Genomic DNA, 21,174 nt, shown 5'->3' on the forward strand with positions numbered 1-21,174 from the left:
CCTCGGCCGCGCGCTTCTGCTCGGCCGGCTGGGCCACGTCGACCGCGCGGTTCGAGCGGGCGACCAGGGCGGAGAGCTCGTTCAGCGCCTTGATCTGGTCGGAGACCACCCGGCGCATCTCGCCGGCCGCGTCCTGCGTCTCGCGCGGAATCTCCAGCACGCCGCGGGCGAGGTCGGCCCGGGTCGTCTCCAGCTCGCTGCGGATCGAGGCCGCCATCCCCCGCAGGGCCGACACCGACTCGCCGAATCGGGCCTCGGCCGCCTCGAAGCCGGTGCGGATCTCCTGCGCGGCGGTCTCGATGGCGCTGCGCACCGCCTGGGTCGCCTTCTCGCCCTCGGCGCCGGCCCCCGTGCTGAGGTCCCGGAAGGCGCCGGTCACCGCCGCGCTCGCGGTCTCGGCCGAGCGGGTCAGGGTTTCGCCCACGGTGCGGGCGCGTTCCTCCGCCGCGCGCAGGCTCTGCTCGATGCCCTCCGCGAAGGCGCGGGTGCGGCTCTCCAGGCTGTCGGAGCGCTGCTCCAGGCCGGCCAGCGCCGTCTCGACGGCGCCCTCGCGGCCCGCCAGGGTCGCGGCGAGCCGCTCCTCGATCGCGGCGAGCGCGGCCGCCGCCTGGTCGAGGGCCGCCACATGGGTGCGGGTCTGGTCGGCGAGGGAGCGCCCGCGCCCGTCGAGCGCCTCGGCGAGGCCGGCGGTCTCGCGGGCCGCGCTCTCGGCCACCGCCTGCAGGGCGCTGACCTGGGCCGCGACGCCCTCGCTCGCCCGCCCGGTCTCCCGGGCGATCTCGGCGAGCGCCGCCTGGATCTGCTCGACGCGGCCGGCAAGGCCCTGCTCGACGGCGCCGAGGCTGCCGCCGGCCTCCGTCAGCAGCTCGCGCAGCACCTCGTTGGCGCTGTCGATGCGGACCAGCACGCTGCCGAGGTCGCGCCGCAGGCGCTCGTTGGTCTCGCCGAGGCCGGCGATGGCCTGGGCCGCGCCCTCCTCGACGGCGGTGCGCAGGATCCGGGCGGAGTCCTGGGACTGGGCGGCCAGGGCCTCGGTGCGCTCGCGCAGGGCCTCCAGCAGCGGCGCGCCGGTTTCGGCGAGCGCGCGCTCGATGGCGTGGCCGCGCTCCTCCAGCGCCGCGGCGAGATCGAGGACCGGGCCGTCGATGGCTGCGCGCAGGCGCTCGACCTGCCGCTCCATGGCGTCGCTCGCCGCCTCTCCGTGCTCGCCGACGCTGGCAACCAGGGCGCCGCCCTTGTCCTCGATCGTGCGCACCAGGGCCTCGGCGCTCTCGGCGAGCCGGCGGGAGAGGGCCTCGCCGCGGGCATCCACCAGGCTGCCGAGCGCCGTGGCGCGCCGCTCGAAGGTGGCCGACATCTGGTTCGTCCGCTCGTCGAGGAGCTGGGCGATGGCGCCGTTGCGCTCGTCGAGGGCGGCGGCGAGCGCCGCGGTATGGGCCTCGGCGAGGGCCGCATGGTTGCGGGCGCGCTCGTCGAGGGCGGCGACCAGTCCGGCCATGCGTGCGTCCACGAGGTTTCCGAAGGCGTCGTGGCGGTCGTCGAAGGCGGTGGCCAGTGCGTCGCCGCGGGCCGCGACCAGGGTCGCGAACAGCTTCATCCGGCTGTCGATGCGCTGGGTGAAGGCCTCGCTGCGCTCGTCCACGGCCTGGGTCAGCGCCGTGCCGCGCTCCTCGACCTGGCGGGCGAGCGCCGCGGTGCGCTCGGAGACCAGGGCGTCGAGATCGGCGAGGCGCGCGTCGAAGGTCGCGGCGAGCGCCTGCGCCCGGGCCTCGACCGCGTCGGTGAGGTTGAGGGCGCGGCCGTCGAGCAGGTCGCGGATCGTCGTGCGGGTCTCCTCGAACAGGCCGCGCAAGGCTTCGATGCGCGTCTCCACGGTCTCGGTGAGCGCACGGCTGCGCTCCTCCACCAGGGCGCCGAGGCCGTCCTGCGCCTCCTCGAACAGGGCGCGCAGGCGGCGCGTGCGGCTGTCGAGGCTGTCGGCCATCTGGCGCTCGCGCGCCTCCATCAGGCCGGTCATCGCGGCCGGCGCTTCGTCCATCAGGCTGCGCAGGGCCTGGATGCGGGCCTCGATCTCGCTCGCGAACCGGGTGGCGTGCAGGTCGGCCGTGGCGTCGATGGCGCCGCGGGCTTCCTCGAACAGGCCGTGCAGCCGGTCGGTGCGGGCGTCGAGGGTCTGAGCGAGGGCCTGCTCGCGGCTCTCCACCAAGCCGGCGAGGGCGAGCGGCGCCCCGTCGAGCAGGGTGCGCAGGGCCTCGACCTGGGCCTCGATGGCCGCCGCGGCACGGCCGCCCTGGCCTTGCACGACGGCATCGATGGTGGAGCGGGCCTCCTCGAACAGGCCGCGCAGGCGCTCCAGGCGGCTGTCGAGGCTCTCGGCGAGGGCGTTCTCGCGGGCCTCGATGAGGCCGGAGAGCGCGGCCGGCGCCTCGTCGAGAAGCGTGCGGAGCGCCTGGATCCGCGTCTCGACGACGCCGGTCAGGCGGTCACCCTGTCCGTCGATCGTGCTGGTGAGGGCGGTGTGCGCCGCGTCGAGCACGCTGCGCAGCCGCTCGGTACGGGTGTCGAGGCTGTCGGCCATCTGGCGCTCGCGCGATTCCAGCAGGCCGCCGATGACGGCCGGCGCCTCGTCGAGGAGCGCGCGCAGCGAGCGAACGCGCTGGTCGACGCTGCCCGCCAGCTGGCGGCTGTGATCGCCCGCCGCGGCATCGAGGGCCGCGCCGGCCTCGTCGAACAGGCTGCGCAGGGCTTGCGCCCGGGCATCGAGGCTCTGCGCGATGCGGTCGCCGCGCCCGTCGACCAGCGCTTCGAGGGCGCCGAGGCGCTGCTCGAACAGCTCGCTGAGGAAGCGCGTGCGCGCCTCGAGCGTCTCCGCGGCCGAGCCGACCGCGCCTTCGATCGAGGCGACCATCTCGCGGCCGCGGTCGTCGAGGGCGTCATGCAGCGGGCCGATGCGGCCGTCGAGGCTGCTCGACAGGGTGGTGGCGTGGTTGTCGAGCAGGCCGCGGATCTGCGTGGTGCGCTCGTCCAGCAGACCATGGACCGTGCGCACGCCTTCGTCGAGCAGGGTGCTGATGTCGGCGGTGCGCGCCGAGAGGGTGCGCCCGAGGCGGCCCTCGCCGTCCTCCAGCATGTGCTCGGCATCGGCGATGGTCTGCTGGAGCCTGGCCAGCACGCTCTCGCCGCGCTGGTCGATCAGTTCGGCGAGCGAGGAGCCGCCGCGGTCGAACAGGCGGGCAAGCTCGGTGATGCGCCCGCCGATGGCGCCGAACACGCTGCGGCCCTTCTCGTCGAGTTCGTTCGACATCGCGGCGGTTCGCTCGTCGATCAAGCGGCCGAGCAGGTCCGAGCGCTCGGCGAAGGCGGCGCGAACCGCGTCGGTCCGGGCGGCCAGCGCCGCATCGGCCTCGCGGGCGCGGGCCTCGATCAGGCCGACGATCTCCTGCACGCGCTCGCCGAGGCTGCGGTCGAGTCCGTTGGCGCGTGCCTCGAAGCTCTGCTCGAAGGCCGCGACGCGCTCGGCCAGGGCCCCGCCGATGCCACCGGTGCGGGCCTCGACCATCTCCACCAGCTCGCGGGTGCGGGCCGCAAGCTCCTCGTCCACCGCACGGGTGCGGCTCTCCAGCAGGCGCACCGCCTCGAAGGCCTGAGCGCCGAATCGCTCGTCGAGGAGGCGCGAGCGCTCCTCCAGCGCGGCGCCGATCGCCTCCATGCGGGCGAGGACGCCGCTGTCGAGGCGGCCGGCGCCGGCGTCGAGCTGCCGGGCGAGCTCTGTGATCTGGCTCTCCAGACGGCCGGCGATCTCGGCGGCGCGGGCGCCGATATCCTGGGTCAGGGCCTCGGTGCGGCCGTCGAGGGCCTGCACGAGGTCGCGGCCGCCCTCGGTCATCACCCGGGCGATCTCGCCGGTGCGCACGATCAGCGCCTCGTTGAGCGCGGTGGCGCGGGCGCCGAGATGACCGTCGATATGGGTGACGAGGTTGGCGAAGGTCTCGCCGATCTCGGCCGAGCGCTTGGCGGCACGCTCCTCCAGGGCGCCGAGATGGGTGTCGACCGCGGCCTGCGCGTCGCGGGCGCGCTCGGCGATCCGGTCGATGACGGCCGGGCCTTCCAGGGTGATGATGCGGTCCATCTCGCCGAGGCGCGCGTCCACGGTCTGCCCGAAGGCGGAGGTGCCCTGCGCGATCCGGTCGGCCAGGATGTCGCCCCTGGCGATGGTCTCCTGGAGGGTGGCGAGGCGGCTGCCGATGGTCTCGTCGAGAGCCTTGACGCGGCCATCCGCGGTCTCGGCGATGCTGGCGCCGGTCTGGCTGAGCGTGTCGGCGATCCGCGCGCCCTGCGTCGCGACGGCGAGCACGATGTCGCGGCCGGTGCCGGCGATGCGGGCATGCGTCTCCTCGGCATGGGTGCTGAGGAGGTCGGCGACGCCGCGGCCGTGGGTGCCGAGAGCGCCCTCGATCTCGCCGAGGCGGGCGGAGAGTTCCTCCCGGACCTCGGCCGCCGTGCGGGCGAGCGTGCCGGTGGCCTCGCTGGTGCGGGCCTCCATCTCGCTGCCGATGCGCGCGATCGCGGCCTGCACGGCCGCGACCGCGGCCTCCGTCCGCTCGCCGATCTCGCTGCCGGCCTGCGCGGTGCCAGTGCGCAGCTGCTGCAGGCTCGTTGCGGCGCGAGCCTCCACGGTGTCGTGGACCTCGGTGGCGATGGTGCGCAGCACGGCGATGCTGGCGGTGATCGCCGCGCTCATCTCGGCGCTGCGCGTGGCGGCGCTCTCCTGCGCCTCGCGGGCGGCGAGGGTGAGGGTCTCGGCCGCGCCGCCCGTGCGGGCGGCCAGCGCCTCGGCGAACTCGGTGAGACGGCGTTCGAAGATCTGCACGACCTCGACGGTGCGGGTCTCCAGCTCGCCGGTGGTGCCGGTGGCCGTACGGCGCAGGGCCTCGATGCTCTCGGCAACGGCGGCCGTCATGGCGGCGGTGCGCGCCTCGGTCGTCTCGTGCGCGTCGCGGGCGGCGCTGCTCAGGCTCTCCGCCGCCGCGCCGGTGCGCGTGGCGAGGGTCTCCGTGAAGGCGTCGAGCCGGCGCTCGAAGACCTCCACGGCCTCGACGGTGCGCATCTCGATCTCGCCGGTGGCCGTGGCGGCCGAGCGGCGCAGGGCCTCGGCGGCCTCCATGCTGCCGCTGCCGAGAGCCGCGGTGAGGGTCTCGACCGAGCCGCGCAGGGAGGCGACCGCGTCAGCCGCGCCCGTCTCGAAGGTGCGGCCGAGATCGGCGAAGGCGGTCTCCAGGCTCGTGGCCGCCTCGGCCGAGTGCCGCGCCACGAGGCTGCCGGCCCGCTCGCCCGCAGCGTCGAGGCGGGCTTCCAGATCCGCGCCGTGTACGGTGACGGTCTCGTGCAGGCGCTCGGCCACGCCCGCGATGCGCTCGGCCACCGCGCTGCCGCGCTCGGCCACCGTCTCGCCGACGCGCTCGGCCGTGCCGAGCAGGTCGTCGCGCAGCGCGCCGGTCCGCGCCGTGAAGGTCTCGACGATGCCGCCGGCCGCCAGCGCCAGCGCCGCCTGCGCCTCGCGCCCGCGGGCCTCGATGGTCTCGGCCACGCCGGTGCCGGCGCTCTCGATCTCGCTGCGCAAAGCGGCGCCGCGGCTCGCGAGGTCCTGGGTGAAGGCGTTGCCGGTCTCGGCGAAGCGCGCGGTGATCTCGCCGCCGGTTGTGGCGAAGCGCTCGGACAGGCCGCTTCCGGTTTCCGCGAAGCGCTCGGTCAGCGCGCCGGCCGTGGCCGCGAAACGCTCGGTCAGCGCATCGCCGGTCGCCACGAACTGCTCGGTCAGCGCGCCGCCACGGGTGAGGAAGGTGCTCTCCAGCTCGCCCGCCGAGCGCTCGAAGCTGGCGCGGACGGCGCTGCCCTGGCGATCCAGCGCCTCGATCACGCCGGCCCCCGTCTCGGCCAGGGTGCGCGCCACCTGGCCGGTGCTCGCGGCCAGCTGCTCGGTGAGGCCGCTGCCCGCCGCCTCGAAGGCGCGGGTGACCTCGGTGGCCCGGGTCTCGAAGCTGCGGGTCAGGGTCTCGCCGATCTCGCCGAGGCTGCCGCGCACGCCGTCGCTGGTGGCCACGAGCCGCTCGATCAGGGCGTCGCCGCGGCCGGTCATGGCGCCGACGACGCGCTCGCCGGCTTCGCCGAGAGAGGCGGTGATCGCCTCGCCGCGGGCGTCGAGCGCCTGGGTGACGCGGTCGCCCGCGCCGGTCATCGCCGCGACGATGCGCTCGGAGGCGCCCTCCAGTTCCTGGCTCAGGCTCTGGTGCGAGCCGGTGATGGCGCCGCGCACCCGGTCGGCATTGGCCACGATCGCCTCGCGCTGGGCGACGAGTTCGTCGACCAGGGCGCGGATGCGGATCTCGTTGTCGGAATAGGCGCGCTCGAGGGTCGCGATCTCGCCGCGCACCAGGGTCTCGAGCTCGCCCGCGCGGGCGAGCGCCCGCTCGACGCCGTCGCCCACCGCGGCGACCTCGCGGCGGACCGTCTGCGACATGGTCAGCACGGCGTCCGTCGAGAAGCTCTCGGGCTCGGCCAGCCGGATCGCCACCTCGCCGACCGCGCGGGCGACGAGGCGCATCTCCTGCGCGCGCACCGCCAGCATCGCCGCGATCAGGAACAGGAAGATCGGCCCCGCGAGTGCCGCCGCCCCGACGGTGGCCTGGAGCGCGTCGAGGCCGCCGAGGAAGCCCTTGAGGTCGCCACCGGAATGGCTCCAGGCGATCAGCAGAAGGCCGTTGAGCCAGAGGAAGGCGGCCGCCGCAGCGAACAGGTAGGGCTTGCGTGACGGGCGCACCCGCAGGGTCTGCTGCAGGATGCCGATGTTGCGCCGGTCGTCGTTGGCCACGAGCGAGCGGTCGGGCGGCAGGAGGCCGCCCTCGCGGCGGATACGCTCGCGGCCCGGCGGCGGCAGGTCCGAGGTCAGCGGCGCATCGAGGTCGAGGCGCGGCGGCATGGTGCGGCCGGAGGGGTCGGCGAGCGGGTCGGCATCCCCCACATCCGGCAGGCGCGGCTCGGCCCGGCGCTCGGTCTCGATCGGCGTCAGGGCGTCGAGGTTCAGCGCCTGCTCGATCGCAGACAGAGCGGCCTCGGCCGGGTCCTTCAGCTTCTTGTCCGTGGCCATCCAACGCCCCGCTATACGCGCGCACCCGCCGCCGGACGCCATCCGGCCAGCGGGCGCGATTACCCGTTTACCAAAGAAGTTTAGACCTCGCCCGGCGGACCGGATACCCGAGCCGGGCGGGCGCACAGAAAACCTTAACGGAATGGTTACCACGGCTGCCCGCGGGCCCATGCTCCCCGTCGATTCCATGATGCCGCAACGCACCGCCCGGCGCGACTCGCGCGGGGCGGCGCTGTGGATAGCGGGCGGGGGCTGGGTTTGAGCGCTCGCCGCCGGAGCGGATGCCGGTTCGGCGCAAGAGAGCGCGTCATACAAGGACTGAGAGCGATCCCCGATTGCAACGCGTTCGGGGGCGGCTCTAGGAGGGGGCCCAAGAGCCCGCAGGGGAGCCCGCGATGACTGCGATCGACCGAGCCCACCTCGCCGCGCAGACCGGCGGGGACGACGCACTGGCCGCCGAGATCCTCGGCCTGTTCGCCGCCCAGTGCCGGCGGCTCCTGCCCGGCATCGCAGACCGGGCCCTCGCCTTCCCGGACCGGGCCGACCTCGCCCACACCCTCAAGGGCTCGGCCGCCGGGATCGGCGCGGACCGCGTGCAGGATCTCGCCGGGCGGGTCGAGGCAGCGTTGCGCGACTCGACGGAGCCGGGTCCGGATATCGCCGCGCTCCAGGAGCAGGCCGCGGCCGCACTCGCCGAGATTGCCGACGCGGCGTGAAGGCGCAGGCGCCGACAGGCGAAGACGCGGTGCGGCACGCTATTTGAGAGGCGCGCCGCCGACGCGCTTGCAATCCGGGGCTCCTCCCGTCAAGCAAGCGCGCCGCTCGCCCGCATGTAGAGCCGCCCGACACGACACCGGAGCCCGCAATGCCCAAGATCACCTATATCGACGCCGCCGGTACGGCCCGGACCGTCGAGGGCAGCGTCGGCGCGACCGTGATGGAGACGGCTCTGCGCAACAACGTGCCGGGGATCGACGCGGAATGCGGCGGCGCCTGCGCCTGCGCCACCTGCCACGTCTATGTCGCCGATGACTGGGCCGAGCGGGTCGGACCGGCCGAGGACATGGAGCAGGACATGCTCGACTTCGCCTCCGACGTGCGGGCGACCTCGCGCCTCTCCTGCCAGATCAAGATCGCGCCCGATCTCGACGGGCTGACCGTGCACACGCCCGCCCGCCAGGGCTGAGGCAAGGCCGCCCCCGGCCCCGGCGCCCGGCTCACCGCAGGAGCCCGCGCGTCGCGCGGTCGATCCCGTCGAGCGTCAGCGGATACATGCGGTCGCCGAGGATTTTCCGCATCATCCCGATCGACTGCGTGTAGGGCCAATGCGCCTCGGCCACCGGGTTGAGCCAGGCGGCCTTGGGGAAATGGTCGAGCAGGCGCTGCATCCAGGCCGCGCCCGGCTCCTCGTTCCAGTGCTCCACGGAGCCGCCCGCCATGGCGATCTCATAGGGGCTCATCGCGGCGTCGCCCACGAAGACGAGGCGGTAATCCGAGCCGTAGGTGCGGATCACGTCGAGGAGCGGCGTCCGCGCGTCGTGGCGGCGGGCATTCTCGGTCCAGACCGCCTCGTAGGGGCAGTTGTGGAAGTAGTAGTGCGCGAGGTGCTTGAATTCCGAGCGCGCTGCCGAGAACAGGGTCTCGGCGAGTTCCACGTGCCAGTCCATCGAGCCGCCGACATCGAGGAAGAGCAGCACCTTCACCGCGTTGTGCCGCTCCGGCCGCATCCGCACGTCGAGGTAGCCGGCCTTGGCGGTGGAGCGGATGGTGCCGTCGAGGTCGAGCTCCTCCGCCGCGCCGGTGCGGGCGAAGCGGCGCAGGCGCCGCAGCGCCACGCGGATGGTGCGGGCGCCGAGTTCCACCGTGTCGTCGAGATCGCGGAATTCGCGCCTGTCCCAGACCTTCACGGCGCGGAAGTTGCGGTTCCCATCCTGTCCGATGCGGATGCCTTCCGGATTGTAGCCGTAGGCGCCGAACGGCGAGGTGCCCCCGGTTCCGATCCATTTCGAGCCGCCCTGGTGACGCCCCTTCTGCTCGGCGAGCCGCTGCTTCAGGGTCTCGAACAGCTTGTCCCAGCCGAGCGCCTGGATCTCGGCCTTCTCCGCCTCGGTGAGGTGCTTCTCGACGAGCTTGCGCAGCCATTCCTCCGGGATCGCCGCCGGCGCGACCGCCTCGCCCATGCTCTCCAGGCCCTTGAAGACCGTGCCGAAGACCCGGTCGAATCGGTCGAGATGGCTCTCGTCCTTCACGAGCGCGGTGCGTGCCAGGAAGTAGAACTCCTCGACGCGCTTCTCCGCGAGGTCGCGCTCAAGGGCGTCGAGCAGGACGAGGTACTCGCGCAGGGAGACGGGCACCTTGGCGTCGCGGAGCGCGGTGAAGAAGTGCAGCAGCATGGCGGGATAACGCGCAGTCGGAGGCGCCGGGTCAAGCGTGCGGCCGAGTCGCCCGGCGCGCGCCCTGAGTCGATCCGGGTTCAGGAATCCTGTGCATGACTCCCGAAGTCTGTTGATAGACTCGCGATTCCGACGATTTCAGTCACGAAACCTGGCCGGTGCGGCGCACAATCCTGCGGCATCGAGTCGTGGCGGCGCGTTCGAGTCGAAGCTGAGCCGCACGGGAGGTCTGCGATGGCGGTTGTCCTCCGCAGCATGCGCGATTTCAAGCGGTTTCTCGAGAAACCGGGCGCGACGATTCAGATCGTGCGCAACACCTTCGTCGAGCGGCAGCCTGCCGGGACGATCGAGGCCTACAGGGCCAAGGGCCTGTTCGCGCCGCGGCATGTCCAGGCCGTGACGCGCAAGGCGGCGATCTTCGCGATCGCCGGCCATCCCGGCACGGTCTGGCTGTACTGGGACAAGGGCGCCCGCGGCTGGAAGTTCCACGAGGACACGGTGACGGTGCCCCTCGTCACCGGGCTCGGCCCCCCGGACGAGATCACCTACCGCTGCAGTCTCGCCGGAGAGGAGCCGCGGCCGAGGGCCAAGCCGGTGCGGACGGCGATCCGCACCGACCTGTTCGACGCGCTGCCGGCCTGACCGGTCAGGCCCGACGGCCGACCGAGGCCGGTTCCTCCTTCGCAGCGCCCGCCTCGCGCGGCGCCTCCGCCTGCTTGCCGACCGTGCGGCGGGCGCGGAAGACCGGGCGCGTGTCCGTCTCCTTGCGCTTCAGCATGGCCCGGTACTCGTCCCGCCGCTCGTGGATCGAGGCGATGACGAGGCCCATGGGCACGCCGACATCGACGAGCACCGCCTCCGAGAGCTGCAGCGAGGCCTCGATCGTCTCCGGCACCGCATCGTCCACGCCCATGTCATAGAGGGCAGTGGCGTGGCGCGCGTCGCGGGCGCGGGCCACGATCGTGAGGTCCGGCCGCTCCGCGCGGGCGGCGGCCACCGCCGCCTCGACGGCGTGCGGGTTGTCGAGGGTGACGACGAGGGCGCGGGCCGAGGCGATGTCGCAGCGGCGCAGCAGCTCGACGCTGCCGGAATCGCCGAAATAGACCGGATTTCCGAGGCGGCGCTGCTCGGCCACCCGCCCCGCATCCGAGTCGAGGGCGATGTAGGGGATCTTGTGGCGGGTGAGCATCTCGCCGACCTGCCGCCCGACGCGGCCGTAGCCGGCGATGATGACGCGGTTCTGCTGCTTGTCCGGCGGCGGCTCGGCCCGCACCCGCGCGTGCTGCTGGCCGGCGCTGCGCCGGCCGACGAGGCGGGCGAGGGCGGCGAGCCCGGGGATCAGGATCATCGTGACGGTGGTGACGATGAGAGCGGCGCCACCCACCTCCTCGGGCACGAGGCCCGAGGCGAGGGCGCTCCCGATCAGCACGAAGGCGAACTCGCCGCCGGGACCGAGCAGAAGCGCGGCCTCGGCAGCCACCGGCCGCGGGATCTTCAGGACGGGCGCGGCCATCATCACCACCACGGCCTTGATCGCGATGAGCGCGAGCGACAGGCCGAGGATGGCGCCCGGCGCGGCGAGAAGCTGCGCCGGATCGAGATTCATGCCGACCGAGACGAAGAACACGCCGAGCAGGAGGCCCTTGAACGGGTCGATGGTCGCCTCGATCGCGCGGCGGTACTCGGTCTCGGCGAGGAGGAGGCCGGCGACGAAGGCGCCGAGCGTCATCGAGAGCCCGCTCGCGGCCGCGGTCAGGGCGGTGGCCACGATCACGAGCAGGCAGGCCGCCATGAACAGCTCGGTGGACTTCGTCCGCGCCACGAGGTGGAAGAGCGGGCGGAGCGCGAGGCGGCCGGCCACCACGATGAGCACGAGGGCGATGGCGGCCTGGGCCAGCGCCAAGGCCAGCGCCGTGCCCATATCCGCCCCGTCCGAGCGGCCGAGCACCGCGATGGCGAACAGGACGGGCGCCACCGCGAGGTCCTGGAACAGCAGGACCGCGAAGCTCGCCCGGCCCGATGGCGCGTTCAGCCGCCTCTGCTCTGCCAGCACCGGCAGAACCACCGCGGTCGAGGACAGGGCCAGCGCGATCCCGACGATCGCCGCGCCCGCCAGCGGCACCTTGAGGCCGAACAGGATCGCCCCGATCACCAGGGCCGAGCACAGGACCTGGATCGAGCCGAGGCCGAAGACGAGGCGGCGCAAGGTCCGCAGGCGCTCCCAGGACAGCTCCACGCCGATCATGAACATCAGGAAGATCACGCCGAACTCGGCGAGATGCGCGATCTCGGTCCGATTGCCGATCGTGAACAGCGAGACCCAGCGGTGATCGTCGGCGAACCGGCCGAGGCCGAACGGCCCGAGCAGCGCCCCGGCGCCGATGAAGCCCAGGACCGGGCTGATCCGCAGGCGGTGGAACAGCGGCACCACGATCCCCGCGGTCATGAGGAACAGGATCGCTTCCTTGTAGGAGCCGGCGTGGACCTCGGGCATGTCGGTCGGGTTCACCTCGCGCTGGAGCGCTCCCCGCCGAACCGGGTGCCGTCCCGGCAAGGGAGCGCGAGAGACCGATGATGTGGAGCCGGGCGGCCTGCCTGCGGCCGGGCGCCTCCGCGGGCGATCATGGGTCCTGCGGGGAGGGCCGGCAATCGGAATCCCGCGTGACCCCGCGTCCTCAGGCCATTTCACGGCGCGCCGGTCGAGGCAACCGGCGGTGAGGCATTTGTGCCACCCGGCCCGGGATCTCGGGGATTGCGCGGCCGCGGCGTAAATTCGGCACAATGCGCGCATATCGGAGAAGTTTAACGCAGGGTTAAGCTTGCCCAGCCGTACGCGTCCGAGAGAGCCCTATGCCGAAAGCCCCTCCGAGCCGGGAGGTCCAGCGCGAGCGCCGCGCCTGGGCGCTCGAGTCCCAACGGTGGACCCACGAGCGGCACGTCGAGAAGGGCTACCGGATCAAGTGGGGCTATGTCGCGATCGCCTATCTCGTCGAGTTCATGGTGATCGGCGCCTCGCTCTGGGGCGCGTGGCTGTTCGCGGGCGTCTACAGCGACGGTGACAACCACGCCTTCTACTTCATGCTGCTTGCCCCGCTGGTCTACGCTGCCGTGGAGCTGTGCCGCGTGCCGCTCGGCATCCTGGCGCGGACCCAGCGCTCCTACTTCGTGCGGTGCCTGGCGGTCCTCGGCATCCTGTTCGCGGCCGGCGTCACCACGAAGTCGGTCTCGCAGCTCGGCGAGATGATGTTCCATCCCCGCCTGATGGAGGCCGCGCGCACCAAGACGGCGCTCAAGGACGCGCAGGCCGACCGCGCCAGCATCGACACCCGCATCGCGGCGGCCGATGCCCGGGTGCAGCAATACACGACGGAACTGGAGCAGATCGAGAAGCGCGCCGCCGAGAATTCCGCCCAGCTCGCGGGCCTGCCGGCCCAGCGCTGCGAGAAGGTGTTCGGCACCAACAGCCGGGGCGTGCGCTACCAGAACCTGAAATGCGTGACCGACCCGCGCACGCAGACGCTCTCCGCCAGCGTCGCCAAGGCCGGGGCCGACCGCACGGCCCTGACCAAGGACCTGGAGGAGGCGCGGAAAGCCCGCGCCGCCCTCGACCGCGGCCAGGCCGACCGGCGCGTCGCCGATGCCGAGCAGGCCTATCGCAACGCGGTCAACCGCTCGCAACTCCACTCCTTCACGGCCATGGTCTACGGCGTCGATCCGATCGACGTGACCGACGCCCAGGTCCATGCCTTCCTGCGCATCTTCGTGTTCGTGCCCGCGCTCTGCGCCGCCTTCGCCTCGACCATCCTGGCACTCTGCGCCGTCTCGGTGCGCAAGACCTTCATGGACGAGGACGACCTCGGCGCCACGATCGACCCGGCCGCCACGCCCTACCTGATCGACCAGCTCACCGAGGGCCTGCGCCAGGAACTGGGTCTGAACCGGCCCGGAGCTCCCCGTGAGGCCGCCTCCTCGGGCGCCGTCATTCCCCTCGACCGGCGTCCGCCCGCTGCGGCGCAGGCGCCCGTCAATGCCAGCGCCGGAGCCGGTGCATGACCATCCACACGCCGGGTATCCCTGAGAACGTCGTGCTCGCCCAGAGCGTCAACGGCCGGCTGCGGGCCGATGCGAGCCTGATCGCCGCGCGCGCCTTCCTGATGCGCGCTGCGGGCGCCGGCCTGTTCGCGGCCCTGCTCGGCGCCGGCATCGGCGCGGCGGCCTTCGGCTGGGCCTATCTCAACCAGTACGAGACGGCCGCCGAGCGCATCGCCCAGGCGATGCAGAGCGCGCTCTCCGAGGTGACGCTGAAGACCAAGGGCGAGGTGACGCTGACCGACAACGTGCTGCGCCTCGACCAGCCGGCCGCGCCGGCCAAGCCCGACTTCGCCTCCGTGGTGGCGAGCCAGAAGGACGACGGCAACGCGGCGGTGCGGACCACCTTCACCGTGTTCAAATCGGTGCCCCATCTCGACGGCAACATCGTCACCGGCTGGCAGTTCAAGGGTGACGAGAAGCAGCCCGAATCCCAGTACTGCTACTTCTCGCATCCGCAGAAATTCGGCAGCGACGTGCTGACCCAGGTGAACATCGCCATCAACGGCCAGGTGGCGCCCCAGACGAACTCGGAGCTCGACCTCAAGCGCCTGTCCAAGAGCTGCATCTGGTTCGATCCCAAGAAGGTCTGAATCGGACCAGACACGAATATAAAACTTTCGGTTGTATCTGGGTCGAATATTCGCTTTCCGAGGCGGAGCCTCGGCCGTCAATTCAGAATTAACACCTTGTTCACCGTCATCGTGTCGGTGTAACCTGCTGCACGGTCGATAGGACCGGCAGGGGCGGGGTGGTCGTGATCGCAGCAATCATCGGCATGCCGATCGTTCTGATGGCCGTGACGCTGGCCGTGGACGGCGTGCTGAAGCGCCACCCGCGCAAGGACGACGTCTGGCAGCTCCCGAAGACCTCCTCGATCAGCTACGCCGGTGAGCGCTCCTGAGCGCATCCCGGCGTCGAACCGGCTTCCCCTCCGGCGGCGCGCACTCTAACTCGGTCGCAATCGACGGGATGAGAAGGGGCGGCGCATGCGCTTCACCGGGACCGAGAGCTATGTCGCGACGCCGGACCTCACCGCAGCGGTGAATGCCGCGATCGTTCTGGAACGGCCGCTGCTGGTGAAGGGCGAACCGGGCACGGGCAAGACGGTCCTGGCCGAGGAGATCGCCAAGGGCCTCGGCGCGCCGCTGCTCACTTGGAACGTCAAGTCGACCACGAAGGCGCAGCAGGGCCTCTACGAGTACGACGCGGTCTCGCGCCTGCGCGACTCGCAACTCGGCGATCCCCGCGTCTCGGAGATCGCGAACTACATCCGCCGCGGCAAGCTGTGGGAGGCCTTCACGGCCGAGGTCCGGCCGGTGCTGCTGATCGACGAGGTCGACAAGGCCGATATCGAGTTTCCGAACGACCTTCTCACCGAACTCGACCGGATGGAGTTCCACGTCTACGAGACCGGGCAGACGGTGAAGGCGGCCCGGCGGCCGGTGGTCATCATCACCTCGAACAACGAGAAGGAGCTGCCGGATGCCTTCCTGCGGCGCTGCTTCTTCCACTACATCCAGTTCCCGGACGCCGAGACGCTGCATCGCATCGTCGAGGTCCACTACCCCGGCATCAAGCACCGCCTCGTCGAGGAGGCGCTGCGGGTCTTTCTGGAGACCCGCGAGGTGCCGGGCCTGCGCAAGAAGCCCTCGACCTCGGAACTCCTCGACTGGCTGAAGCTCCTCGTCTCCGAGGACATCTCCCCGGAGACCCTGCGCGAGCGCGACGGCCGCAAGCTGATCCCGCCTTTGCACGGGGCGCTGCTCAAGAACGAGCAGGATGTCAGCCTGTTCGAGAAGCTCGCCTTCATGATGCGGCGCGAGGGGCGCGGCGGACCGGTCTGACGGTCCCGCCCCGCAGGCACCCCCGGCAGATACGGACTTTACTCCTGCGCATCGATGGTCGAGGACTGCCGGCGGAGGTCTCGGGCTCTCGCCCGGGCCGCAATTCCGGAACGAGCGGCGCCCGATGGCGCCGCACCGACCCTGACCCGGTCACAGGAACCATCGATGCGCCGCCTGCTTCTTCTCCGCCACGCCAAGTCCGAGCATCCGGCCGGCACGGCCGATCACGACCGTCCCCTGAACCCGCGCGGGCAGGAGGCCGCGCCGCGGATGGGCGCCTATCTCGCGGAAGCCGGCCTGCGGCCCGATTACGTGCTGGTCTCCTCCGCCCGGCGCACCCTGGAGACCTGGGAGGGCGCGCGCGGGCCGCTCGGCGGCAATCCGGGTGAGACCGCCCATGCCCTCTACGAGGCGATGGCGCCGCAGATCCTCGATGTGATCCAGGGCGCGCCCGACAATGCCGGCACGCTCCTCGTCGTCGGCCACAATCCGGGGCTGCAGGATTTCGCCGTGGAGATTGTCGGCCACGGCAAGAAGGCCGACCGCAAGCGTCTCGCCACGCAGTTCCCCACCGCCGCCCTGGCCGTGATCGATTTCGAGGCCGAGTCCTGGTCCGGGATCGCCTGGGGCACCGGGACCCTGGAGCGCTTCGTCAAGCCGAAGGATCTCGATCCCGACGCCGATTTGGACTGATCCGCGGCGCTCAGCCCACCGCTTCGCGCAGGCGGGGCTCCGCCTCGGCCTGCGCCGCCTTCGGGACGGGGCTGCCCGGCACGAAGGCGTCGAAGGCCGCCCAGAAATCCTGCCGGATCGCGTCGCGCTCGCTCAGGATCTCGTGCCGGGCATCCGGCAGGACCAAAATGTCGCCCGCCTTCATCCGCGCGCCGAAGCGCTCGGCGGCGGGCGTGCCGCAGACCGGGTCGGCGCCGGCCCCGATGATCAGGGTCGGGATCGGGATGCGGGCCGGCACGCGCGGGTCGCGCAGGCGTGCCATCGCCCGGAAGGCGGCGGCGAGCCAGCCGACCGTCGGGTCGCCGACCGCGCTCGCCCCGACCGCCCGTGCCGCGTCGGCGTTGCGGGCGTAGCGCTTCGGATCGCGCGACAGCCGATTGCCCGGATAGGGCATGGTGGCGATCGAGGCGCCGGGATCGTGCGGGATGTAGTGGCGCCCGGTGACCCGGCCGACCAGCCCGAGCAGCAGGGGGAAGGGCATCACCCGGGACAGGCGCGGCACGAAGCAGCGGCCGAGCCCGAGCGCCTTCAGCGTGCGCGCGAGGCCCGAGGCGCCGGCTGGCCATGTCACCATGCGGATCGACAGCATCGGTGCCACGGTGACGATCCGCGCGAAGGGCAGCCAGCCGTCATGGGCGCCGGTGAGCGCCACGCAGCCGCCCATGGAATGGGCGAGGCAGGCATGGGGCTCGGGCAGCAGGGGCACCAGCACCGTCTCGGCCACCGCCTTCAGGTCCAGGCGGTACTCGTCGAAATGGCCGACATGGCCCTTGCGCGGATCCTTCACCCGCCGGCCCGACTCGCCCTGGCCGCGCCAGTCGAAGGCGACCACGCAGAATCCCCGCCCCAGAAGCTCGCGGATCGTCTCGTAGTACTTCTCGATGAACTCTGCCCGGCCCTGGAGCAGGCAGACCGTGCCCTTCGTCGTCCGGCCGGCGGGACGCCAGTAGGCGGCGCGCAGGTCGCAGCCGTCGGCGGTGCGCACGGGGACGAGGATGCCGCCCGGCGGCACCGGGTTGTCGGGAGTGGAGCGCAGCGTCAGCATCCGGGGCTCGGGGGCACGAGGGATCGGCGAAAAAATTTACGGCACCAGCATTGCGGAAGGCTTCACGGCTCTTGAACGGGGCCGGAGGCGCCCCGATATCGCTCTTGTGCCGGCCAGACGGCGGCACGACAAGGTCCGGCCCACGGGCGGACCTGCGTGAATGCATCAGAAGCATGTTGCTCCACGGAGGATATGTTATGCGTCAGTTCGATCTTGCTCCCCTCTACCGCTCCACCGTCGGCTTCGACCGGCTCTTCTCCGCCCTCGACCAGTTCGTGAGCGCGGACGCCGTGCCGAGCTACCCGCCCTACAACATCGAGCGCACCGGCGAGAACGCGTACCGGATCACAGTCGCGGTCGCCGGCTTCACCGAGGCCGATCTCGCGATCGAGGTCAAGGAGAACGCGCTGACCCTGAAGGGCGAGCGCAAGGCTGATCCGGGCCAGCGCGGGGAGTTCCTGCACCAGGGCATCGCCGCGCGCGGCTTCGAGCGCCGGTTCCAGCTCGCCGACTACGTCCAGGTGACGGGCGCGGCGCTGGAGAACGGTCTCCTCCACATCGATCTCGTCCGCGAGATTCCGGAGGCGAAGAAGCCGCGCCAGATCCAGATCGCCACCGGCCGCCCGGCCCAGGCGATCGAGGGTGAGGTCCGCGCGGCCGCGTAATCCGCGGCCGACCCGAGAGGGGGCGCCCCGGCCGATGGCCGGGGCGTTTTCATGTCGGGTCAGTAATCGCCCGGCCAGTCCGAGGCGCCGGGCTCGAAGCAGGTATAGCCGACGAAGCAGCGCGGATTGTCGCGCGTCGGCGCGAAGGCGGCCTTGGTGAACTCGGTCGGCTCGCAGAACCGGCGGTCGCGCACGAAGCGGTCGTAGGTGGGGCCGCCGGTGCCCAGCACGATGCCGCCGGCCCGCGCCACGGTGCCGCGGGCTTGGCCGCAGCTCATCGCCGTGGTGTCGGGCCGTGTCTGCGCAAGCGCCGGCAGGGCCGGAAGGATGAGGGCGAGGGCAAGAAGGCGTCGCATCGGGTCCGCTCCCGGTTGGGTGCGGGGAGAACGTTGCAAGGCCCGCCCGTTTCCGGGCTGCGCTCAGAGGTCGCCCAGGGCGAGCTGGCCCTGGTTCGTGCGTCGCGGGGCGACCTTCTTCTCCTTCACGGCGGCCTTCTTCGGCTTCGGCTCACCGCGCAGGCGCGCCTTCGCCTTGTCGCGGGCCACCGCCTCCGGCGCCTGCGGGTCGTCGGTCAGCCACTTGCCGCGCTTGATCACCTCGTTCACCCGGCCCTGGTTCACGCCGACCTTGAAGGCGATCTCCTGCTGGGTCATGCCGGTGGTGGCGTGCAGGTCCAGGATGGCGCGGGCGAGTTCGGGCGTCATCTTCTGCCCGGTGAGCCGGCGGGCGGGCTTGACCGTGCGGGTGGCGCGGTCGCGCTCGCGCAGGCGCTCCAGCAGGGCGAGCGCCATGTTCATGCCGTGCTCGCGCAGGGCGTCCTCGAATTCCTTCAGCGTCGCCATGGAGGCTCTCTCGCGACAGGGCGTGCAGGTGGGCGCGCGGGCCCGGAACGTAGCCTGAACGTGCCGGATCGGCGACCGGTTGCGCAAGCCGACCCGGGCTCGCCGGAGCGCGGGCAGGGCCCCGGCCGGATGTCATCCACCGCAAAATCGCCTCCCTGGCGCTGCGGCGGCGGCTCGGCTACACGGCGGAACCGTCTTCGCTGCAGGAAGTCCGGGAGTTCGGCCGAGATGATCAGCCCCATCCACACGGTCACGCAGGCCGAGGCGCGCGGCGGCTCGCTGGCGGCGGCCCTGGAGGACGGCGCGGTGCTGCTCTTCCCCGACCTCGACTTTCCCTTCAGCGATTTCGAGAGCCGCTTCGTCGAGCGCCCGTTCGCCGACGGCAAGGCCAAGAACGTCAACATCCGCGGCACCCAGGCCGAGCTGCGCGGGGCGGCCGGCACGCCCGAGGAGCAGGAGGCCCTGCGCCAGCTCCTCATCCGCTACCGCAGCTTCGCGGAGGGGCTGATCGCGCGTCATCTGCCCGAATATGCCGGCCGGATCAGCCTGGCCGGCACCTCCTACCGGCCCTTCGAGGTGGACCAGCGCAAGCTGAGCTGGCGGCGCGACGATACGCGCCTCCACGTCGACGCCTTCCCCTCGAACCCGATCGGCGAGAAGCGCATCCTGCGGGTCTTCCGCAACATCAACCCGAGCGGCCAGCCCCGGCGCTGGCGCGTCGGCGAGGATTTCGGCTCGATGGCGGACAGGTTCCTGCCCAAGCTCCCCGGCTACTCGCCCCTGTCGGCGCGGCTGCTCGCGGCCTTGCGCATCACCAAGGCGCGCCGCTCCGAGTACGACCACCTGATGCTGCACCTGCACGACGCCCTGAAGCAGGACGAGGGCTATCAGGCGAGCGCCCCCCAGGCCGACGTGGAGTTCCTGCCCGGCCAGACCTGGGTCACCTTCTCCGACCTCGTGATGCACGGCGCCATGGGCGGACGCTACATGCTGGAGCAGACCGCCTATCTGCCCGTCGCCGCCCAGGCCGATCCCGAGAAGAGCCCGCAGCGCATCCTGGCGCGCAAGCTCGGCCGCCCCCTTCAGTAGGAGAATCCGATGATCCTCGAGATCGCCCAGATCGATGTGAAGCCCGGCTCGGAGGCCGAGTTCGAGGCCGGCATCAAGCGGGCTTCCGAGATCTTCCGCGCGGCGAAGGGCTGCGTCAGCTTCAACGTGCGCCGCTCGGTGGAGAAGCCGCAGCGCTACCGCCTCCTCATCGAGTGGGAGACCCTTGAGGCGCATACCCAGGACTTCACCGGCTCCCAGGCCTGGAAGGACTACCGCGCCATCGTCTCGCCGACCTTCGAGGGGCCGCCGAGCGTCGAGCACACCGAGCTGGTTCTCAGCGCCTTCTGAGGCTTCCCATGCTGAACAGGCCCCTGCGCATCGGCACCCGCGGCAGCCCGATGGCGCTCGCCCAGACGGGCATGGTCCGCGACCGCATCGTCGCGGCCAATCCCGGGCTCGAGACCGAGATCGTCGTCATCACCACGGTGGCCGACAAGGTGCTCGACCGGCCGCTCTCCGAGATCGGCGGCAAGGGCCTGTTCACGAAGGAGCTGGAGCAGGCGCTCTTCGCCGACGAGGTGGACGTCGCCGTCCACTCGATGAAGGACGTGGAGACCTGGCTGCCGGACGGGCTCGTCATCGCCTGCATCCTGGAGCGGGACGACCCGCGCGACGCCTTCCTCTCGCCGCACGCCGAGACCCTCGCCGGGCTGAAGCCCGGATCGCGCGTCGGCACCTCGTCGCTCCGGCGCGGGGCGCAGGTGCTGATGCGGCGGCCCGACCTGAGGATCGTGCCCCTGCGCGGCAACGCCAACACCCGCATGCGCAAGCTGGAGGCGGGCGAATGCGACGCGACGCTGCTGGCGCTCGCCGGCCTGGAACGCCTGGGCCTGGAGGCCATGGCGCGCAGCGTCCTCTCCACCGACGAGATGCTGCCGGCGGTGGCGCAGGGCGCGCTCGGTATCGAGTGCCGCGCCGACGATGCCGAGATCCGCGCCCTGCTCGCGCCCGTCGCCTGTGCCCGAACCACCACCGCCATCACGGCCGAGCGGGCGCTGCTTGCCGAGCTCGACGGATCCTGCCGCACGCCGATCGCGGCGCTCGCCCGGATCGAGGGCGAGAGCCTGCATCTCGACGGGTTGCTCTTCCTGCCCGACGGCAGCCGCCACTGGGCGGTCCGCCGCGGCGGCGCTGCCGCCGACGCGGAGGCGATCGGCCGCGAGGCCGGCGCCGCGCTCAAGGCCGCCGCGGGCGACACCTACATACGGGACCTGAAATAGGGTCCGGGTTTCCAAAGGCCTCAGGCCTTTGACGGGTCCAAGGCGGAGCCCTGGGATATCCATCAGGGCTTCGCCCCGATACCCCAC

General features: G+C 72.1%; 18 protein-coding genes. 12 read left to right on the top strand and 6 right to left on the bottom strand.

Annotated elements, in window-relative coordinates:
* The coding region (locus MET9862_RS14765) for an apolipoprotein A-IV repeat region-like domain-containing protein (RefSeq protein ID WP_142583701.1) at nucleotides 1-7,144 on the bottom strand (7,144 nt) is incomplete at its 3' end.
* A gap of 395 nt (nucleotides 7,145-7,539) precedes the next feature.
* Between MET9862_RS14765 and MET9862_RS14770 the strand changes: the two genes are divergently transcribed.
* Together MET9862_RS14770 and MET9862_RS14775 are read left to right on the top strand one after the other, a co-directional pair.
* On the top strand, nucleotides 7,540-7,860 hold the full coding sequence (locus MET9862_RS14770; RefSeq protein WP_142583702.1) for an Hpt domain-containing protein: 321 nt from the start codon (nucleotides 7,540-7,542) through the stop codon (nucleotides 7,858-7,860).
* 149 nt (nucleotides 7,861-8,009) lie between these two features.
* The gene (locus tag MET9862_RS14775) at nucleotides 8,010-8,330 is read left to right on the top strand and encodes a 2Fe-2S iron-sulfur cluster-binding protein (protein WP_142583703.1); all 321 of its coding nucleotides are present in this window, start codon (nucleotides 8,010-8,012) and stop codon (nucleotides 8,328-8,330) included.
* Between the two features lie 31 nt (nucleotides 8,331-8,361).
* Here MET9862_RS14775 and MET9862_RS14780 read toward each other — a convergent pair whose 3' ends face one another.
* Nucleotides 8,362-9,537 carry a vWA domain-containing protein gene (locus MET9862_RS14780; protein WP_142583704.1) on the bottom strand — a complete coding sequence of 392 codons (1,176 nt, stop codon included), beginning with the start codon at nucleotides 9,535-9,537 and terminating at the stop codon, nucleotides 8,362-8,364.
* Nucleotides 9,538-9,771: 234 nt separating this feature from the next.
* Between MET9862_RS14780 and MET9862_RS14785 the strand changes: the two genes are divergently transcribed.
* Nucleotides 9,772-10,179 (top strand): hypothetical protein, encoded by a 408-nt coding sequence (locus MET9862_RS14785; protein WP_142583705.1) that lies wholly within the window; start codon nucleotides 9,772-9,774, stop codon nucleotides 10,177-10,179.
* Nucleotides 10,180-10,183: 4 nt separating this feature from the next.
* Here the strand turns inward: MET9862_RS14785 and MET9862_RS14790 are convergent, their stop codons facing one another.
* Nucleotides 10,184-12,031: a cation:proton antiporter domain-containing protein gene (locus MET9862_RS14790; RefSeq protein ID WP_142583736.1), complete on the bottom strand. Its 1,848-nt coding sequence runs from the start codon at nucleotides 12,029-12,031 to the stop codon at nucleotides 10,184-10,186.
* 356 nt (nucleotides 12,032-12,387) lie between these two features.
* On the opposite strand from MET9862_RS14790, the gene MET9862_RS14795 reads away from it, so the two are divergent.
* The 5 genes from MET9862_RS14795 (at nucleotide 12,388) to MET9862_RS14810 (ending at nucleotide 16,166) form a co-directional block, all read left to right on the top strand.
* Nucleotides 12,388-13,590, top strand: a complete 1,203-nt coding sequence (locus MET9862_RS14795; RefSeq protein ID WP_142583706.1) for an ATPase — start codon at nucleotides 12,388-12,390, stop codon at nucleotides 13,588-13,590.
* Nucleotides 13,587-14,219, top strand: coding sequence for a hypothetical protein (locus MET9862_RS14800; RefSeq protein ID WP_142583707.1), 633 nt, complete (start codon nucleotides 13,587-13,589; stop codon nucleotides 14,217-14,219). The genes MET9862_RS14795 and MET9862_RS14800 overlap by 4 nt, the downstream gene beginning before the upstream one ends.
* Nucleotides 14,220-14,383: 164 nt before the next feature.
* On the top strand, nucleotides 14,384-14,530 hold the full coding sequence (locus MET9862_RS29400; protein WP_185156875.1) for a hypothetical protein: 147 nt from the start codon (nucleotides 14,384-14,386) through the stop codon (nucleotides 14,528-14,530).
* An 85-nt stretch (nucleotides 14,531-14,615) separates the two neighbouring features.
* Nucleotides 14,616-15,473: an AAA family ATPase gene (locus tag MET9862_RS14805; RefSeq protein WP_142583708.1), complete on the top strand. Its 858-nt coding sequence runs from the start codon at nucleotides 14,616-14,618 to the stop codon at nucleotides 15,471-15,473.
* A gap of 165 nt (nucleotides 15,474-15,638) precedes the next feature.
* On the top strand, nucleotides 15,639-16,166 hold the full coding sequence (locus MET9862_RS14810; RefSeq protein ID WP_142583709.1) for a SixA phosphatase family protein: 528 nt from the start codon (nucleotides 15,639-15,641) through the stop codon (nucleotides 16,164-16,166).
* Nucleotides 16,167-16,176: 10 nt separating this feature from the next.
* On the opposite strand, the gene MET9862_RS14815 is transcribed toward MET9862_RS14810, so the two are convergent.
* Nucleotides 16,177-17,250 (bottom strand): alpha/beta fold hydrolase, encoded by a 1,074-nt coding sequence (locus MET9862_RS14815; RefSeq protein ID WP_142583710.1) that lies wholly within the window; start codon nucleotides 17,248-17,250, stop codon nucleotides 16,177-16,179.
* A gap of 197 nt (nucleotides 17,251-17,447) precedes the next feature.
* Here MET9862_RS14815 and MET9862_RS14820 point away from each other — a divergent pair, with 197 nt between their 5' ends.
* A complete protein-coding gene (locus tag MET9862_RS14820) occupies nucleotides 17,448-17,915 on the top strand; it encodes an Hsp20 family protein (RefSeq protein WP_142583711.1) in 468 nt (155 codons plus the stop codon).
* Between the two features lie 59 nt (nucleotides 17,916-17,974).
* On the opposite strand, the gene MET9862_RS14825 is transcribed toward MET9862_RS14820, so the two are convergent.
* Nucleotides 17,975-18,271 carry a hypothetical protein gene (locus MET9862_RS14825; protein WP_142583712.1) on the bottom strand — a complete coding sequence of 99 codons (297 nt, stop codon included), beginning with the start codon at nucleotides 18,269-18,271 and terminating at the stop codon, nucleotides 17,975-17,977.
* Between the two features lie 63 nt (nucleotides 18,272-18,334).
* Complete coding sequence (locus MET9862_RS14830) at nucleotides 18,335-18,757, bottom strand: RNA polymerase subunit sigma-70 (RefSeq protein WP_142583713.1); 423 nt, start codon at nucleotides 18,755-18,757, stop codon at nucleotides 18,335-18,337.
* A gap of 228 nt (nucleotides 18,758-18,985) precedes the next feature.
* On the opposite strand from MET9862_RS14830, the gene kdoO reads away from it, so the two are divergent.
* Genes kdoO through hemC form a run of 3 tightly spaced genes read left to right on the top strand, consistent with a single transcriptional unit; the run spans nucleotide 18,986 to nucleotide 21,087 of the window.
* The gene (gene kdoO, locus MET9862_RS14835; RefSeq protein WP_142583714.1) at nucleotides 18,986-19,846 is read left to right on the top strand and encodes a Kdo hydroxylase KdoO; all 861 of its coding nucleotides are present in this window, start codon (nucleotides 18,986-18,988) and stop codon (nucleotides 19,844-19,846) included.
* Nucleotides 19,847-19,855: 9 nt separating this feature from the next.
* Nucleotides 19,856-20,155 carry an antibiotic biosynthesis monooxygenase family protein gene (locus MET9862_RS14840; protein ID WP_142583715.1) on the top strand — a complete coding sequence of 100 codons (300 nt, stop codon included), beginning with the start codon at nucleotides 19,856-19,858 and terminating at the stop codon, nucleotides 20,153-20,155.
* Nucleotides 20,156-20,163: 8 nt separating this feature from the next.
* Nucleotides 20,164-21,087 carry a hydroxymethylbilane synthase gene (hemC, locus tag MET9862_RS14845; RefSeq protein WP_142583716.1) on the top strand — a complete coding sequence of 308 codons (924 nt, stop codon included), beginning with the start codon at nucleotides 20,164-20,166 and terminating at the stop codon, nucleotides 21,085-21,087.
* Nucleotides 21,088-21,174: the final 87 nt, after the last annotated feature.

This window comes from Methylobacterium symbioticum (assembly GCF_902141845.1).
In the GTDB taxonomy this organism is placed as follows: domain Bacteria; phylum Pseudomonadota; class Alphaproteobacteria; order Rhizobiales; family Beijerinckiaceae; genus Methylobacterium; species Methylobacterium symbioticum.